The sequence below is a fragment of the Aquamicrobium defluvii genome (assembly GCF_004363725.1).
In the GTDB taxonomy this organism is placed as follows: Bacteria; Pseudomonadota; Alphaproteobacteria; order Rhizobiales; family Rhizobiaceae; genus Mesorhizobium; species Mesorhizobium defluvii.
Genome location: NZ_SNZF01000041.1, coordinates 12308 through 28228, shown reverse-complemented (window position 1 = coordinate 28228; position 15921 = coordinate 12308). Strand labels below are relative to the sequence as shown.

Annotated in this window: 17 protein-coding genes and 1 pseudogene; 12 read left to right on the top strand and 6 right to left on the bottom strand. The window is 64.2% G+C overall.

The window, feature by feature from the left end; genetic code table 11:
* Positions 1–655: 655 nt before the first annotated feature.
* The 7 genes and pseudogenes from DES43_RS20350 to DES43_RS20325 all read left to right on the top strand — a co-directional run bounded on the left by DES43_RS20350 (position 656) and on the right by DES43_RS20325 (position 4305).
* A complete protein-coding gene (locus DES43_RS20350) occupies positions 656–871 on the top strand; it encodes a transcriptional regulator domain-containing protein (RefSeq protein WP_035033047.1) in 216 nt (71 codons plus the stop codon).
* 46 nt (positions 872–917) lie between these two features.
* A pseudogene (locus DES43_RS23085) lies at positions 918–1241 on the top strand (DUF2285 domain-containing protein); the annotation flags it as partial.
* Positions 1220–1447: a DUF2285 domain-containing protein gene (locus tag DES43_RS23080; protein ID WP_166647791.1), complete on the top strand. Its 228-nt coding sequence runs from the start codon at positions 1220–1222 to the stop codon at positions 1445–1447. The pseudogene DES43_RS23085 and the gene DES43_RS23080, both read left to right, overlap by 22 nt.
* Before the next feature lie 186 nt (positions 1448–1633).
* Positions 1634–2068, top strand: coding sequence for a DUF2948 family protein (locus DES43_RS20340; RefSeq protein WP_035033044.1), 435 nt, complete (start codon positions 1634–1636; stop codon positions 2066–2068).
* A 6-nt stretch (positions 2069–2074) separates the two neighbouring features.
* Positions 2075–3367, top strand: coding sequence for a histidinol dehydrogenase (gene hisD, locus DES43_RS20335; RefSeq protein ID WP_035033041.1), 1293 nt, complete (start codon positions 2075–2077; stop codon positions 3365–3367).
* A 4-nt stretch (positions 3368–3371) separates the two neighbouring features.
* Entirely contained in the window at positions 3372–3857 is a 486-nt protein-coding gene (locus tag DES43_RS20330; RefSeq protein ID WP_035033038.1) for a UPF0262 family protein, read from the top strand.
* A gap of 34 nt (positions 3858–3891) precedes the next feature.
* Positions 3892–4305 (top strand): arsenate-mycothiol transferase ArsC, encoded by a 414-nt coding sequence (locus DES43_RS20325; RefSeq protein ID WP_133676093.1) that lies wholly within the window; start codon positions 3892–3894, stop codon positions 4303–4305.
* A gap of 161 nt (positions 4306–4466) precedes the next feature.
* On the opposite strand, the gene DES43_RS20320 is transcribed toward DES43_RS20325, so the two are convergent.
* Entirely contained in the window at positions 4467–5762 is a 1296-nt protein-coding gene (locus DES43_RS20320) for an NCS2 family permease (protein ID WP_035033035.1), read from the bottom strand.
* Between the two features lie 423 nt (positions 5763–6185).
* Between DES43_RS20320 and infA the strand changes: the two genes are divergently transcribed.
* The 3 genes from infA to yacG are packed head-to-tail and all read left to right on the top strand — an operon-like array spanning position 6186 to position 7273.
* On the top strand, positions 6186–6404 hold the full coding sequence (infA, locus tag DES43_RS20315) for a translation initiation factor IF-1 (RefSeq protein ID WP_011579535.1): 219 nt from the start codon (positions 6186–6188) through the stop codon (positions 6402–6404).
* A gap of 21 nt (positions 6405–6425) precedes the next feature.
* Positions 6426–7061 (top strand): Maf-like protein, encoded by a 636-nt coding sequence (locus DES43_RS20310; protein WP_035033030.1) that lies wholly within the window; start codon positions 6426–6428, stop codon positions 7059–7061.
* A complete protein-coding gene (gene yacG / locus DES43_RS20305; RefSeq protein ID WP_035033026.1) occupies positions 7058–7273 on the top strand; it encodes a DNA gyrase inhibitor YacG in 216 nt (71 codons plus the stop codon). Before DES43_RS20310 ends, yacG begins: the two co-directional genes overlap by 4 nt.
* 3 nt (positions 7274–7276) lie before the next feature.
* On the opposite strand, the gene DES43_RS20300 is transcribed toward yacG, so the two are convergent.
* Positions 7277–9289, bottom strand: a complete 2013-nt coding sequence (locus DES43_RS20300) for a hydantoinase/oxoprolinase N-terminal domain-containing protein (protein WP_035033023.1) — start codon at positions 9287–9289, stop codon at positions 7277–7279.
* Positions 9290–9588: 299 nt separating this feature from the next.
* Here DES43_RS20300 and DES43_RS20295 point away from each other — a divergent pair, with 299 nt between their 5' ends.
* Together DES43_RS20295 and DES43_RS20290 are read left to right on the top strand one after the other, a co-directional pair.
* Positions 9589–11010 carry a glutamine synthetase family protein gene (locus DES43_RS20295; protein ID WP_035033021.1) on the top strand — a complete coding sequence of 474 codons (1422 nt, stop codon included), beginning with the start codon at positions 9589–9591 and terminating at the stop codon, positions 11008–11010.
* A 74-nt stretch (positions 11011–11084) separates the two neighbouring features.
* Positions 11085–12371, top strand: a complete 1287-nt coding sequence (locus tag DES43_RS20290; RefSeq protein WP_035033018.1) for an NAD(P)/FAD-dependent oxidoreductase — start codon at positions 11085–11087, stop codon at positions 12369–12371.
* 361 nt (positions 12372–12732) lie between these two features.
* Here DES43_RS20290 and DES43_RS20285 read toward each other — a convergent pair whose 3' ends face one another.
* The 4 genes from DES43_RS20285 to DES43_RS20270 all read right to left on the bottom strand — a co-directional run bounded on the left by DES43_RS20285 (position 12733) and on the right by DES43_RS20270 (position 15900).
* Complete coding sequence (locus DES43_RS20285; protein ID WP_035033016.1) at positions 12733–13140, bottom strand: F0F1 ATP synthase subunit epsilon; 408 nt, start codon at positions 13138–13140, stop codon at positions 12733–12735.
* A gap of 5 nt (positions 13141–13145) precedes the next feature.
* Positions 13146–13340 (bottom strand): eL24 family ribosomal protein, encoded by a 195-nt coding sequence (locus tag DES43_RS20280; RefSeq protein ID WP_035033013.1) that lies wholly within the window; start codon positions 13338–13340, stop codon positions 13146–13148.
* A 3-nt stretch (positions 13341–13343) separates the two neighbouring features.
* Positions 13344–14951, bottom strand: coding sequence for a F0F1 ATP synthase subunit beta (gene atpD / locus DES43_RS20275; protein WP_035033001.1), 1608 nt, complete (start codon positions 14949–14951; stop codon positions 13344–13346).
* Between the two features lie 70 nt (positions 14952–15021).
* Complete coding sequence (locus tag DES43_RS20270; protein WP_035032998.1) at positions 15022–15900, bottom strand: F0F1 ATP synthase subunit gamma; 879 nt, start codon at positions 15898–15900, stop codon at positions 15022–15024.
* Positions 15901–15921 lie beyond the last annotated feature (21 nt).

The following is a 15921-nucleotide window of genomic DNA, read 5'->3' as shown; positions in this document are numbered from 1 at the left end:
CCTGATCGGGCGCTCACCGTCGTGCCCTCCATCAACCCAAAACCGGGGTTCCTTTTGCGCGAAAATACGGGGTCCCGATTCCACGGTCATTGACACCTAGGCCTTCGTCGTCCGCCGGTCCCGCCTTCCGGCCCTGCACGCGACTGCCATCGTCGCGGTCGGGTCGGCCATATTCTATATGTCGATCTACGCGCCGGTTCTTCCCAAGCGCATCGCCGACGCCCACTGCCAGATATGCTGGCGCAGGCCGGATTTCAGGGCGTGCTCGTCAGCGTCCTGACCGTCTTCGCCTTCAACCGCTCGGCCGAACTTCTCGGCCCGCTTCCGGCAGCAACGCTTACGGCTCTCATCCCCTTGGCAACGCTCTTGATCGGCGCAATTGCGTTGCACGAGCAAGCAGGGGAGCCGCGTATTTCTCGGCTATAGCGGCGGGCCTCGGTGTGGCTGCGATCCTCGCATCCCGAGCAATGGCGCGGAGCAGGAAGAAGGCAGCAGCCAGCGGGGCCGATCAAGGCTCGCCAGCCCGGAAATCGGGAACGCTGCAGAGGGTGAAACGTCCCGTGTTCAAGAACATGCCCGACATCGGCAGCGGCGCGGATAGTGCCACGTCGAATGCAGGTTTCGCACCGGATGGAACGCTTGGAGGAGTTACGCCATGCTGGATACTGAGTGGTGGCACCATGCGGCCTACGGGTACATATGGCAGCTTGCCGCCTCCGGCTTCGCTTGGGAGTATCTGCGCCGCAACGACGAATATCGCAACGACTGCCAGGCGCTGGCGCTGACCCGCAGACAGGACGCGAAACAACTCGAATCGTTTGCACATCGCTGGGGTTTGCTGTTTCCCAAGCGACCCCGACACGGCGGCTGATCTGCAAGCTCCGCTCTGGTCGCCGCGCGTGCATCCGAACGCCTTCATGCTGTTGCCCGTCGCACATATAATCGACGCCAGTGGACCGAGAATCAAGCTTGCCCATCTCAACGGCCTCGATCTGCGCTGCGCGGCGGATGGCTGTCACGGCATCTGGCTGGCCGATGGCATCGCGCATCAATTGTGGCTGCCCCGCGCCTCTCCCGATGCAGCGGCCTTCTACGGCACGTTCTTGCCGTTGGATGCCTTCTACGAACTGCGATCCCATGCTGCCCGGCTGTTCTGGCGCGCCGTCGAAGGCCGCCGGCCGGGGCCGGAGTTTCGGATCATGCCCGCCCAACTCCGCCAGTGGCAAATCCTCTCGCTGCGCGCGCTCGACGCGCGGCTGCGCGGCTGCGCGGCGAGAGCTATCGCACCATCGCCGACATACTACTCGGATTCAGCGGCACGAAAGAGGATTGGGAAATCGACCCGCGCAAGAACCAATCCCGCCGTCTTGTCGCGAGCGGCATCAAGATGATGCGCGGCGGCTATCGCTTCTTGCTGCACTATCCCATCAAGGGGAACAACCATTGATCGCACAAGGTTTCGGTCCGTACGGCAATGTTCCACTTACTCCAAAATAGAAAAGGCCGCCTTTCGGCAGCCTAAGCGATTGATCAGGCTTCGATTTCCAGCGAGTTATGACAGAAGTGGTTGCGGGGGCTCGCAAGACGGCCTAACAAAAGGTTCAGGACAACCCTTCGCAGGTGCGAAAACGGCATGGACCAACTCAGGCTCATCGCGCTCGACGAGCAGGATCTCAACGTCATTTCCGCGCATGTGCAGGACGCGGTGATGAAGGTGCGCGATCTGCAATATCTGCCGGGCGCACGGCGTTTCGTGCTGGCCATGAACCGTTTTGCCTGGGAGAGAAAGCCCGGCTTCCTGCGCAAGAACAACGAACGCCGGCAAAGCGTGCTGCATTTCGACCGGGTGCTCGGCGCCAAGGCTGCCGGAATCGCGCGCGACAAGCCCGACGAGGTGCTCTCCCTGCTCGCCGTAAGCTATGTGCCCACGGAAAAGCCCGCCGGGATCATCGAACTCATCTTCTCCGGCGGCGGCGCCATCATGCTCGATGTCGAATGCGTGGAAGCGCGCCTGACCGACACCGGGGGCGCCTGGCAGGCCTCTTCCCGTCCCGCACACAGGACCTGATTTTGCATGGCCATCACACTCAGACAGTCCGACGCGGATTTCGAGCAGCGCTTTGCCGCATTCCTGTCGACCAAGCGTGAAGTATCGGCGGATGTCGAGGCCGTGGTGCGCGACATCATCGCCCACGTGCGTGCCGAAGGCGACACCGCACTTATCGACTACACAAGGCGCTTCGACCGCGCCGACCTCGAAACGCTCGGCATCGCCGTTTCGCGTGGCGATATCGACGCGGCCTACACGCAGGCCGACCCCGCCACCGTCGAGGCCCTGAAGCTGGCGCGGGACCGCATCCGCTCACATCACCAGCGCCAGATGCCGCAGGACGACCGCTACACCGACGCCATCGGCGTCGAGCTCGGCTCGCGCTGGACGGCGGTGGAATCGGTCGGCCTCTATGTGCCGGGCGGCACCGCCAGCTATCCGAGCTCCGTGCTGATGAACGCCATGCCCGCCGCCGTGGCGGGCGTCGGGCGCATCGTCATGGTGGTGCCGGCGTCCGGTGGAACCATCAATCCGCTGGTTCTGGTGGCCGCCGATCTTGCCGGCATCTCGGAAATCTACCGCATCGGTGGGGCGCAGGCGATTGCAGCCCTTGCCTATGGCACGCAAACGATCCAGCCCGTCGCCAAGATCGTCGGACCCGGCAACGCCTATGTCGCCGCAGCCAAGCGTCAAGTGTTCGGCACGGTCGGCATCGACATGATCGCCGGCCCCTCCGAGGTGCTGGTGGTTGCCGACGGTTCCAACGATCCGGACTGGGTGGCCGCCGACCTTCTGGCGCAGGCGGAACACGACGCCTCCGCCCAGTCGATCCTGATGACCGACGACGCCGCCTTCGGCAAGGCCGTGGAAGAGGCCGTGGAACGTCAGTTGCGCAGCCTTTCGCGCTCCGAAACCGCCGCGCAGAGCTGGCGCGACTTCGGTGCGGTCATCCTCGTGGGGAGTTTCGGGGAGGCGATACCGCTCATCGACCGCATCGCGGCCGAGCATCTCGAGCTGGCGGTGGACGATGCCGAGGCCCTGCTCGGGCGCATCCGCAACGCCGGATCGGTCTTCATTGGACGCCACACGCCGGAGGTGATCGGCGACTATGTCGGCGGCTGCAACCATGTGCTGCCCACCGCGCGTTCGGCCCGTTTCTCGTCCGGTCTCTCCGTGCTCGATTTCGTCAAGCGCACCTCCATCCTCAGGCTCGGTGCGGAACAGCTGCGCGCACTGGGGCCTGCCGCCATCGCGCTGGCCAGGGCGGAAGGTCTCGACGCACATGCCCGTTCCGTCGCCATCAGGCTGAATATGTAGCGCTATGACGGAGTTCGATCCCCAGCGCGACAGACTGGTCGACGTCGAGCTTGACGAGACGATCGGCCGTTCGACGCCGGACGTCGAGCATGAGCGCGCCGTTGCGATCTTCGATCTGATCGAGGAAAACAGCTTTCGTCCGGTCAATGACGGTGCCGGGGGGCCATATCGGCTGAAGCTGTCGCTGGTGGATTCGCGGCTGGTCTTTGCCATCGCCCGCGAGGACGGGTCCGACGTGGTCACGCACATCCTGTCGCTGACGCCGTTCCGGCGCATCGTCAAGGACTACTACATGATCTGCGAGAGCTATTACGATGCCATCCGCTCCGCCTCCCCCAGCCACATCGAGGCGATCGACATGGGCCGGCGCGGCTTGCACAACGAAGGCTCGCAGACGCTGAAAGACCGTCTCGGCGGCAAGATCGACATCGATTTCGACACCGCGCGCCGCCTCTTCACCCTCGTTTGCGTGCTGCACTGGCGAGGCTAACCTGAACGGGGAACCCTACAAACCGCGCTCTGTCATGTTCATGTGCGGCATGAATGCGGTGCGCTCGCCAATGGCGGAAATGCTGGCGCGCAGGATTCTGCCTTCCGACATCTTCATTTCCTCTGCCGGCGTCCATGCCGGAGAGCGCGATCCCTTCGTCGATGTCGTGCTGGAGGAAGAGGGCCTGTCGCTCGGCGACCGCGAGCCGCGAGCGGTGGACGACATCGACGACGCCTATTTCGACCTCATCATCACACTCTCGCCGCAGGCTCATCACACGGCCATGGAGTTCACGCGCACCATGGCCGTGGAGGTGGAATACTGGCCGACCTTCGACCCCACTTCCATCACAGGCACCCGCGAGCAGCGTCTGGCCGCCTATCGGGAGGTGCGCGACCACCTGAAGGAACGCATCGCGAAACGGTTCACTGGCCCGGACAACCCATGAAGCAAAAAAGAGGCCCGGAAAACTCCGGGCCTCTTTTTCTTCAGGCCGGTCAGATCGCCGTACGTCCATCCGGACGAACAAAGAACGATCTGAATCATTGATGGAGCATCGCAAACACCGAAAACCGCATTCCGCTTTCCGGTCCGATGCTCCAGCGTCCCCTATTCGCCGCCCACCATCACGAAGCGGATGACGAACAGGATCGCAACCAGCCAGGTGGCCGGGTGGACCTCCCTGAAACGGCCGGTCAGCGTCTTCAGCACTGCGTAGGAGATGAAGCCGAAGGCAAGACCGTTGGCGATCGAATAGGTGAACGGCATCATCAGCGCGGTCAGCGCGGCGGGCGCCGCCTCGGTGATCTCGTCCCACTCCACGTCCAGCAGTTCGCGCATCATCAGGCACGCGACGTAGAGCAGCGCCGGAGCCGTCGCATAGACAGGCACGGAGCCCGCGAGCGGCGCGAAGAACAGGGCTGCGAGGAAGAGCACCGCGACCACCAGCGCCGTGAGGCCCGTGCGGCCGCCGGCCTGCACGCCGGAAGCGCTTTCGACATAGGCGGTGGTGCTGGACGTGCCGAGGACCGAACCGGCGACGATGGCCGTACTGTCGGCCAGCAGCGCCTTGCCGAGGCGGTTCGGCTTGCCCTCCGGCATCAGCCCGGCGCGCTTGGCCACGCCGATCAGCGTGCCGGTGGCATCGAACACTTCCACCAGAACCAGCACGAGGATGACGTGGAACAGGCCCGCATGAAGCGCACCCACGATGTCGAGTTGCAGGAATGTCGGCGCCACGGAAGGCGGCATCGACACGATCCCGCCGAACTGGCTGACGCCGAGGATCATCGACAATACGGTGATGATCAGGATGCCGATCAGGATCGCACCGCGAATTTTCAGCGCGTCGAGCGCCGCGATGATGAAAAACCCTGCGATCGCCAGCAGCGGACCGGTCTGCGTCAGATCGCCGAGACCGACCAGCGTGGCGGGATTGGCGACCACGATCTTGGAACTGGTAAGCGCGATGATGGCGAGGAACAGGCCGATACCGGCGGCGATGGCGCTGCGCATCGACCTCGGGATGCCCGAGATGAGCCAGGCCCGCACCCCGGTCAGCGTCAGGATCAGGAAGATGACGCCGGAAATGAAGACCGCGCCCAGCGCCTGCTGCCAGGTGAACCCCATGGCGCCGACGACGGTAAAGGCGAAGAAGGCGTTGAGGCCCATGCCGGGCGCCATGCCGATCGGCCAGCGCGGCAGCAGGGCCATGATGGCGGAACCCAGCGCAGCCGCCAGACAGGTGGCGACGAAGACGGCATTGCGGTCCATGCCGGTGGTCGACAGAATCTCCGGATTGACGAAGATGATGTAGGACATCGTCAGGAAGGTGGTGACGCCGGCGATCACTTCCGTACGGACCGACGACCCCTCTTCCTTGATCTTGAAAAATGATTCGAGCACTTATGCTCCTCCCTCTCCTGATGGGAATGAAGGCGACGTTTGAGTTTGCTGTCGAACCGAAACCTTTGCGGGCCGGACCCCTCCTGCCCATGTGTCGGTTGTGGTGGCGACAACTCTGGCAACCCTCACCAGATCGGCGCACAATCGGTCCGTTGGCTTACCCGTTCAAGTGGTGACAGCAAGAATTCCGCTGGAAGTTGTTGATCGTTTTCGCAGTCCCCGCCAATGTGCGGTGAAATGCCCGCGTGCGCATGTTCGAGGACCCGGCGGGCGAATGGGTGACGGTTTCAGGGCAGCGATCGCGGTATGGTCCCGCATTTGCGGCCTGTGCGGATTAGCGTGTTCACAAAGCCGGCTTTATCATATAGGTTCCGCGCAAATTCCGGGGGCTGCCCCGGATCATCACCCGAGAAAAGGTATCGTATGCCGAAGGAAGAAGTCCTCGAGTTTCCGGGCGTGGTGACGGAATTGCTGCCGAACGCCATGTTCCGGGTGAAGCTCGAAAACGATCACGAAATCATTGCCCATACTGCCGGCCGCATGCGCAAGAACCGCATCCGCGTGCTGACCGGCGACAAGGTCCTGGTCGAGATGACCCCCTACGACCTGACCAAGGGCCGCATCACCTACCGTTTCAAGTAAGCGTCGTTCGGGCAGGCAGGCATGGCTGGAAGCAAACCGCAGACGCTGGTGCTTGCCTCGGCTTCGCCGCGCAGGATTCAGCTCCTGCAACAGGCGGGCATCGAGCCCGGCCGGATCCTGCCGACCGACATCGACGAGACGCCGCAGCGCGCCGAGCACCCCCGCTCCCTCGCCAGGCGTCTGTCGAAAGAAAAGGCTGAAAAGGCGTTGTTCGCCCTGAAATCGGAACCGGATGCGCAGCCTGCCTTCGTGCTGGCCGCCGACACGGTGGTGGCCGTCGGCCGGCGCATCCTGCCCAAGGCCGAAACCATCGACGACGCCGTCTATTGCCTGCAATTGCTCTCGGGCCGCTCGCACCGGGTCTATTCCGGTGTCTGCCTCGCCACGCCGTCCGGCAAGCTGCGCCAGCGTCTGGTCGAGACGCGCCTGCGCTTCCGCCGCCTGTCGCGCGAGGACATCGACCGCTACGTAGCCTCCGGCGAATGGCGCGGCAAGGCCGGCGCATACGCCGTGCAGGGTCTGGCCGGGTCCTTCGTGGTCAAGCTGGTCGGCTCCTACACCAGCGTCGTCGGGCTGCCGCTTTACGAAACGGTGGCGCTGCTTTCCGGCGAAGGCTTCGACACCCGCGCCGGATGGCCGGCAACGGGCCTGTCATGACCGGCGAAGGCAAGGCACAGGTAACGCCCCTGCGGCCCAGGCGTCCCTGCCCCGAATGCGGCAGGCCCTCGGCACGCGACACCTATCCCTTCTGCTCCAAGCGCTGCAAGGACATCGACCTCAATCGCTGGCTGAAGGGTGCCTATGTCATCCCGGTACGCGATGACGAGGAGGATGCCCCGGACCTGACGGACACCCCGACGCCGGACTGATTGTCAGCTTGCCACCCGCGGACGCCCGGCGGCGGTAGCCACGATGAAGGCTTCGACCAGGCTGCGCTCGCCCTCGATCACCGCATCCCTGATGTCGCGGCTCACCTCGATGCGGGCATGGTCCGTGCCGGCCCGTCCGGCCAGTTCGCTCGCCATGGCGCGGGCCGCCTGCTCGGCCGCCGCCATCGCCTCTTCCTCCGTCCCGAAATCTTCCAGCCATTCGCCGGCGTTGATGCGATAGACGCCGGGCTCCGGCTGGCTGACGCGCGCCTCGGCCGACACGCGCACCTGTCCCACCACCGCTCCCAGCGCATTGGCGACATCGGCATCGGGTGCGATTTCGCACGCGTTGCCGATCAGCGGCGGCAGGCTGGCGTAGTGGAGATGGGCCGAGGCGCCAAGGCCGATCACCGGACGATCCAGCGAGATCGAGAAGCGCGCCATCCCGCCATTGCGGTCCAGCGCCCGCTGAACCAGAGCGTGCGAGGCCGGTGCGTCCTCTTCCAGCCCGTCGGCCGCGAAAACCGTCTCGAACATCATCTCCGCGGACCTGCGGGTAACGGCGGCCAGAACCAGTTCGCTGAAGGCTTCAGCCGTTTCCGCCGCCGGCTGGCCCATGGCGTTGCGCCGGCGCGCCATAAGTTGCGCGCCAAGCCGTGCCACAGCAGGGTTCCAGTTGTCCTGCCGGCCAAGCACATGGGCCGCGTCCGACGGCGTGAAGCCTGCGATGTGGACCAGTCCCCGCGCCACCAGCCGGTTGAGCGTGGCGATCTGCGACGTCGAGACGAGCAGACGGTCGAGCGCTTCCGGCACATCCCCGATTTGCATGTAGAGCCGCGATTCGGTCACCGACAGCCCCGAGGCCGCGCCTTCGGGCATACCGGTGCGCATGGCGAAGCGTCCATCCAGACGGCTCGCGGTGGGGCTGAGCAATTGTCGCGAAAGCGCCTTGTCGATTGTTCCGGCGTGATGCATGGCCGCAAGCGACAACGGCACCAGCCGGCGCGGGCCGAGTTCGACCCGCGTCGAAAGGGAACGGTCGCGCAGCGTCACCTCCGAATCGCCGCCAAGGCCGAAGGTGCGCATGGCGACAGCCTCGACCATGGTGCGCATGCCTCCAACCGTTGCGCCTTCCGGGTCGAGCCTGAGCTGGCCGCGGTCGAGAACCGCGATGTCCGTGGTGGTGCCTCCGATGTCGGACACGACGGCATCGTCCAGCCCGGTCAGGTGGCGGGCTCCCACGAGGCTGGCGGCAGGGCCCGACAGAATGGTTTCGATGGGACGCGTGCGGGCGAAAGCGGCCGTCACCAGCGCGCCGTCGCCGCGCACCACCATCAGCGGAGCCTCGATGCCACGACGGCGAAGGAAATCTTCCGTAGCGTCGATCAGCCGGTCGATCATGGATATGAGGCGCGCATTGAGCAGCGTGGTCAGCGCGCGGCGCGGTCCGCCGAGCTTCGATGTCAGTTCATGCGAGCAGGTGACCGGCAGCCGGGTGCGTGCGCGCACGAGATCGCGCACGGCAATCTCATGGGCGGGATTGCGCACCGCGAAATAGGCCGCCACCGCCACACCCGTCACCGATTTCTCCAGTTCAGGCAGTGCCGCCTCCAGCGCCTCCAGCGACAGCTCGGCGGCATTGCCATGAACATCGTGGCCGCCGGGACAGAAGATCACCGGGTCGGTGCCGAGCGCTCCGGAAAGTCCGTCACGGCCGAGATCCTCCGGACCGAAGCCGACCATCACCAGCCCCACGCGCCCGCCCTGCCCCTCCACCAATGCGTTGGTGGCAAGCGTGGTCGACATCGACACCAGCCTGATCGCGCCATGCGGAACCCCAGCCCGGGTCAGCACCGCATCGGCCGCGCCGGCAATGCCTTCGGCAAGATCGTGCCGCGTGGTAAGCGACTTGGCCTTGGCCACGATACCCGCCGCCTCCGACCACAGCACGGCATCGGTATAGGTGCCGCCGGTATCGATGCCCAAGCACAGCGCATCTGCGGGCGAGGCGCTCATGCCGGCCTCGACGGAACGTTTCTAAACGGCGGGCCAAAGAGAAAGTCGGAAGGCACTGAAAACCTGCATCTGTCGACATGCGGAACGGCCGCAACGGGAAATTGCCCCGACAATCGGGCAGGCAACCACCCGCTGCAAGCGAATTTAGGCCGGAGACCCGCCAGACGGCTCCCGGTTCGCGACATCGGTGTCGCAAAGCGGCGCAAATATGCGCACCATGGCGCGCGACAGGACCGCCCCCCTTTCCTTCCGCGCCGCGAAACGGCATACTTGCGCGATATTGTTCAATTTGGTGATTAATGCCTCCCGTCAAGAAGGAAGTTCGCTCGAAACGCGCCCGCCCCCCTGCTTTCGTAAAAAATCTGCGCGGGGTGAAAAACTGGAAGGAAGCCAGCGCCTGGCTCGAGTGGCGCGGCATCGAAGACATAGAATGCATTACGCCGGATCAGGCCGGCGTCGCGCGCGGCAAGATGATGCCGTCCAGCAAGTTCACCTCAAACACGTCGCTGGCACTGCCTTCGGCCGTTTTCATGGCCACCATATCCGGCGGCTATCCTGAAGACGGCAACGGCTTCGTCTATCCCGAAGACGACGGCGACCTGAAGCTGGTGCCCGATCTCTCGACCCTGACCGTGGTGCCGTGGGAGGACGATCCGACGGCTGCGGTGATCTGCGACCTCGTTCACCAGGACGGGCGCACGGTCGAGTTCACCCCCCGCAACGTGCTGAAGAACGTCGTCGCCGCCTACGACAGGATTGGCCTGAGACCCGTGGTCGCGCCGGAGATCGAGTTCTATCTCGTTCACAAGAATCCCGACCCCGATTATCCGCTCACTCCGCCGGTCGGCCGCTCCGGCCGCGCCATTGGCGGCGGAGCCGGATATTCGATTGCGGGCGTCAACGAGTTCGACGAACTGATCGACGACATCTATCATTTTTCGGAGAGCCAGGGCCTCGAGATCGATACGCTGATTCACGAGGAAGGCGCCGGACAGCTTGAAATCAACCTGCGCCACGGCGACCCGGTCGAACTGGCGGATCAGGTGTTCATGTTCAAGCGCACCATTCGCGAAGCCGCGCTGAAACACGACATCTACGCGACCTTCATGGCCAAGCCCATTCAGGGGCAACCGGGCTCGGCCATGCATATCCATCAGTCGATCATCGAGAAAAAGGCCGGCCGCAATATCTTTACCGCAGAGGACGGCTCCGAGACGGAAGCCTTCTTCCATTTCATCGGCGGCATGCAGCAGCATGTACCGAACGCACTGGTGATGCTCGCGCCTTACGTGAACTCCTATCGCCGCCTCACGCAGGCGGCTTCCGCTCCGGTCAACAACAAGTGGGGCTACGACAATCGCACCACCGCTTTCCGTGTGCCGCGCTCCGATCCTGCGGCGCGGCGTGTCGAGAACCGGATTCCCTCCTCCGACGCCAATCCCTATCTGGCGCTTGCCGCGTCGCTTGCCTGTGGCCTGATCGGGCTGAGCAACCGGCTGCAGGCAGAGCCGCCGGTGGTCAATACCGCCAACGAGGACGAGATCGACCTGCCGCGCGGGCTGCTGGAAGCCGTCGATCTGTTCGAGCAGGATGAGGAACTCGCCGCCATTCTGGGCAAGACCTTCGCCACCACCTATGCCGCGATCAAGCGGGCCGAGTTCGAGACCTTCATGGAGGTCATCAGCCCCTGGGAGCGGGAGTATCTGCTGTTGAATGTTTGAGGCGCACAGCAAAAGGGAGCCGGACGATGCCGGCCCCCTCTCGCGGCGCCCTCCATACCCATCCGAAGCAAGCCATGCCCTACCAATCTCCCATTTCCCCCGGCCGCTCCTGGTATGAAGACACCGCAGGCGAACGTCCGGACTATCCGCGGCTCGACGGAGACCGTTCCTGCGATGTCGTGATTGTCGGCGGCGGCTTCACTGGCCTTTCCGCCGCCGTGCATCTGGCCAGAACGGGCGCAGATGTCGTGCTCATGGAATCGCACCGCTTCGGAGACGGCGCTTCCGGGCGCAATGGCGGCCAGCTCAACACCGGCCAGCGCGCATGGCCGGAGGAAATGGAAGCCGAATACGGCTTCACCCGCGCCAAGGCGCTGTTCGACGTCGCCGAGGAAGCCAAGGCGCATCTTCTGGAGTTCTCCAGAATCAATGGCATCGACATCGAATACATGCCCGGCCAGCTCTCCGTCGCGCATAAACGACGCTATGTCGACAGCTACAAGGCACATGCCGGGATCATGGCCGAACGCTTCGGGTATCCGCACATCTCCTTCATGGACGCAAAGGAGACAGCCGAACGCGTCGGCTCGCAGCGCTTCTTCGGCGGCGTGCGCGACACCGGCACAGGCCACATCCATCCGCTCAGGCTGGTTATTGGCACTGCGCGCGTGGCAGCGGCGTCCGGCGCGCATCTTTACGAGAACACCCCGGCCACCGGAATTGCCTCCAATGGCGGCAAGGTGCGGGTAACAACTTCCAGCGGAACCGTTACCGCCGGCAAGTGCCTGATCGCCACCAATGCCTATGGCGGCTGGCTGGAGCCGGTGAGCGCAGCGCACATCATGCCGATCGGCTCCTTCATCGGCGCGACCGTTCCGCTGGGGGCCGGCAGCCCGGTCATTCCCGGTGGAGAATCGGTCGACGATTCGCGCTTCGTGGTGCGCTACTTCCGCAAATCGAAGGACGGGCGGCTGTTGTTCGGCGGACGCGAGATCTATGGTGTCACCGACCCCGGCGACATCCACATTCACATTCGCAGGCAGATCGCCGAGATTTATCCCGACCTGAAAGACGTCGAGATCACCCATGGCTGGGGCGGTTATGTCGGGATAACGATGCCGAGGCAGCCTTTCGTGCGCGAGGTGATGCCGAACGTCATCTCGGCCGGCGGCTATTCCGGCCATGGCGTCATGCTGTCCAACTTCGTCGGCAAGCTCTATGCCGACACGATGGCCGGCAACCGCGAAAAGCTGAAGCTTTTCGAGGAGCTGAGGGTTCCCGCCTTTCCCGGCGGCCGGAAACTGCGTGCCCCGCTCCTGTTTCTCGCGCTCAACTGGTACGCACTGCGCGACCGGATCTGAGCGGGCCGGGCACTTAAAGCGTGTCGCGATCTTCCAGATTCGCTCCTTACGCTTCAAGTGCTTGTTTTTACGCATGTCGTTGTCCCGAAACCGGCTCCCACTTTCGGGTGACATACTTTAAGCCCCGGATTTTCCATTGCCTGACCGGCAAAACACAGGCTGGCAGTTAAGCCTATGTTCACAACTGCCCACCATTCTCGCACCCCTGCGGCACGCGTATCCAGTGCCGCGGTGCGCAAGCACCCAGGCAACAGCCCGCGTCTCGCCCGAGGCGCGGGTTCTTTCTGTTCCCTCCAGACCGGTTTCAGGTCAACAAAAAAGCCGGGCAAGCCCGGCTTCTCCGATTATCTTTCGAGGCGGATCAGGCCGCCTGAAGAGCGCTTTGCAGCGTGGTGAGCTGTGCCAGATATTGCTCCGCCCGCGTGCGCGCGGCATCGTCCCGTGCATCCGTGACATCTTCCCTGGCGTCCTGAACGCGGCGGGCGATGTCGTCCCGGTCGAGATCCTTCACGGCCACGGCCGACTCGGCAAGCAGCGTGCAGCCGGCCGGCAGAATGTCGGCGAAGCCGCCGAACACCACATAGCGCTCCTGCTGCCCGGAGGCCGTCTTCACGGTGACGACGCCCGGCTTGATCGTGGTCATGACCGGCGCATGGTTCGCCATCACCGTCATCTCGCCTTCCGTTGCCGGAATGACGACCGATTCGATCTTCTCGGAGACGAGCAGCCGCTCCGGCGAGACCAGTTCGAATTGAAAAGCTTCAGCCATGATGCCTATGCCTCTGGTGCCTCGGGCAGCGAGGCCTCGAATTGCGAGACCGCCGCTGCGAACTTGTCCCGGCAGCCGGGATTACAGAAACCAACCGTGCGACCTTTGTAGACGGTCAGCGAATCCGCCGAAATCGGCTTGCCCGACCATGGGCAGGTTTCGTTGATCGCGTCCTCCAGCCGCAGGTCCCGATCCGACATGGATCAGGCGGCTTCGGCGGCCAGCTTCTGTGCCTTCTCGACCGCTTCCTCGATGCCGCCAACCATATAGAAGGCCGCTTCCGGCAGATGATCGTAGTCGCCGTTGCAGAGGCCCTTGAAGCCCTTGATGGTGTCTTCCAGGGCGACCAGCTTGCCCGGCGAGCCGGTGAACACCTCGGCCACGAAGAACGGCTGCGACAGGAAGCGCTCGATCTTGCGGGCGCGCGCCACGGTCAGCTTGTCCTCTTCCGACAGCTCGTCCATGCCAAGGATGGCGATGATGTCCTGCAGCGCCTTGTAGCGCTGGAGGGTCTGCTGCACGTCGCGGGCGACCCGATAGTGCTCCTCGCCGACGATCAGCGGGTCGAGCATGCGCGAGGTCGAGTCGAGCGGGTCCACGGCCGGGTAAATGCCCTTCTCGGCGATGGCACGGTTGAGAACCGTGGTCGCGTCAAGGTGAGCGAACGAGGTCGCCGGGGCCGGGTCGGTCAGGTCGTCGGCGGGCACGTAGATGGCCTGCACCGAGGTGATCGATCCCTTGGTCGTGGTGGTGATGCGCTCCTGCAGGGCGCCCATGTCGGTGGCCAGCGTCGGCTGGTAGCCCACCGCCGAGGGGATGCGGCCGAGAAGGGCCGACACTTCCGAACCGGCCTGCGTGAAGCGGAAGATGTTGTCCACGAAGAACAGAACGTCCTGTCCCTGGTCGCGGAAATATTCGGCGACGGTCAGACCGGTCAGCGCGACACGGGCGCGGGCGCCCGGCGGCTCGTTCATCTGGCCATACACCAGAGCGGCCTTGGAACCTTCGCCGCCGCCCTTCTGGTTGACGCCCGACTCGATGAACTCGTGGTAGAGGTCGTTGCCTTCACGGGTGCGCTCACCGACGCCGGCGAACACCGAAAAGCCGCCATGCGCCTTGGCGACGTTGTTGATCAGTTCCTGAATGAGAACCGTCTTGCCGACGCCGGCGCCGCCGAACAGGCCGATCTTGCCGCCCTTGGCGTAGGGCGCGAGCAGGTCGAGCACCTTGATGCCGGTGACGAGGATTTCCGCCTCGGTCGACTGCTCGACATATTCCGGGGCCGGCTGGTGGATGCCGCGATATTCGGTGGCGTTGATGGGGCCGGCTTCGTCGACCGGCTCGCCGATGACATTGATGATGCGGCCGAGCATGCCCGGACCGACAGGAACCGAAATCGGCGAACCGGTGTCGGTCACGGCCTGGCCGCGCACCAGACCTTCAGTGGAGTCCATGGCGATGCAGCGCACGGTGTTCTCGCCGAGGTGCTGGGCAACCTCGAGCACCAGACGGTTGCCGACATTGTCGGTTTCGAGAGCGTTCAGAATGGCGGGCAGGTGATCCTCGAACTGCACGTCGACGACGGCGCCGATGACCTGACGGACCTTGCCGGACGCGCCTGAAGCCCTGGCCGCGGAAGCGCTCGTGGTCTTTGCAGCGGCAGGAGCCGCGGCCTTCTTCGCCGGCGCTGCGGCCTTCGCAGGCGCTGCCGCCTTTTTGGCCGGAGCGGCCGCCTTGGCAGGAGCAGCCGTTTTCACGGGAGCTTCTGCAGTCTTAGCGGTCGCCTTTTTCGGGGTCGCTGCTTTCGCCATCGTCTCTAGCCCTTTTTCGTCCGTTTGTTGTCACATGCTCGGGTGAAGGCATGGGCCTTCACGCCGCATGCTAGAGCGCCTCGGCGCCCGAAATGATTTCGATGAGTTCCTTGGTGATCTGCGCCTGCCGCTGGCGGTTGTACGTGATCGACAGCTTGTTGATCATGTCGCCGGCATTGCGCGTCGCGTTGTCCATGGCGCTCATCTTGGCGCCCATCTCGCCGGCTGCGTTTTCCAGCAGCGCGCGGAATATCTGGACCGAGATATTGCGCGGGATCAGGTCGGAGAGAATCTCGCCCGGCTCCGGCTCGTATTCGTAGACCGCGCTGCCATTGGCAGGTTCGGCCTCGGCGGGCGCCGCGGCCGGAACGAGCTGCTGCGCGGTCGGAATCTGGCTGATCACCGACTTGAAGTTCGAATAGAACAAGGTGCAGACGTCGAACTCGCCCTGCTCGAAAAGCTGGATCACCTTCTTCGCGATCGCATCGGCATTGGCGAAACCGATCGTCTTGACCTCGCGCAGGTCGACACGCTCGATGATGAGCTGCGCATAGTCGCGGCGCAGGATGTCGAAACCCTTCTTGCCGACGCAGATGATCTTGACCGTCTTGCCCTCGGACAGAAGCTTGCGGATGTGATCCCGGGCAAAGCGTGCGATCTGCGAGTTGAAACCGCCGCACAGGCCGCGCTCGGCTGTGCAGACGACGAGCAGATGCACGTCGTCCTTGCCGGTGCCCGTCATCAGCGCCGGGGCTTCGCCGCCCGCGCCGATGGCCTGGGTGATGTTGGCCAGAACGGCGCCCATGCGCTCCGAATAGGGACGCGCGGCCTCCGCAGCCTCCTGGGCACGGCGCAGCTTCGCCGCGGCGACCATCTGCATCGCCTTGGTGATCTTCTGCGTCGCCTTGACCGAGGCGATGCGGTTACGAAGGTCTTTCAGTGACGCCATGCTTCAAACTCTGTTTCCGCG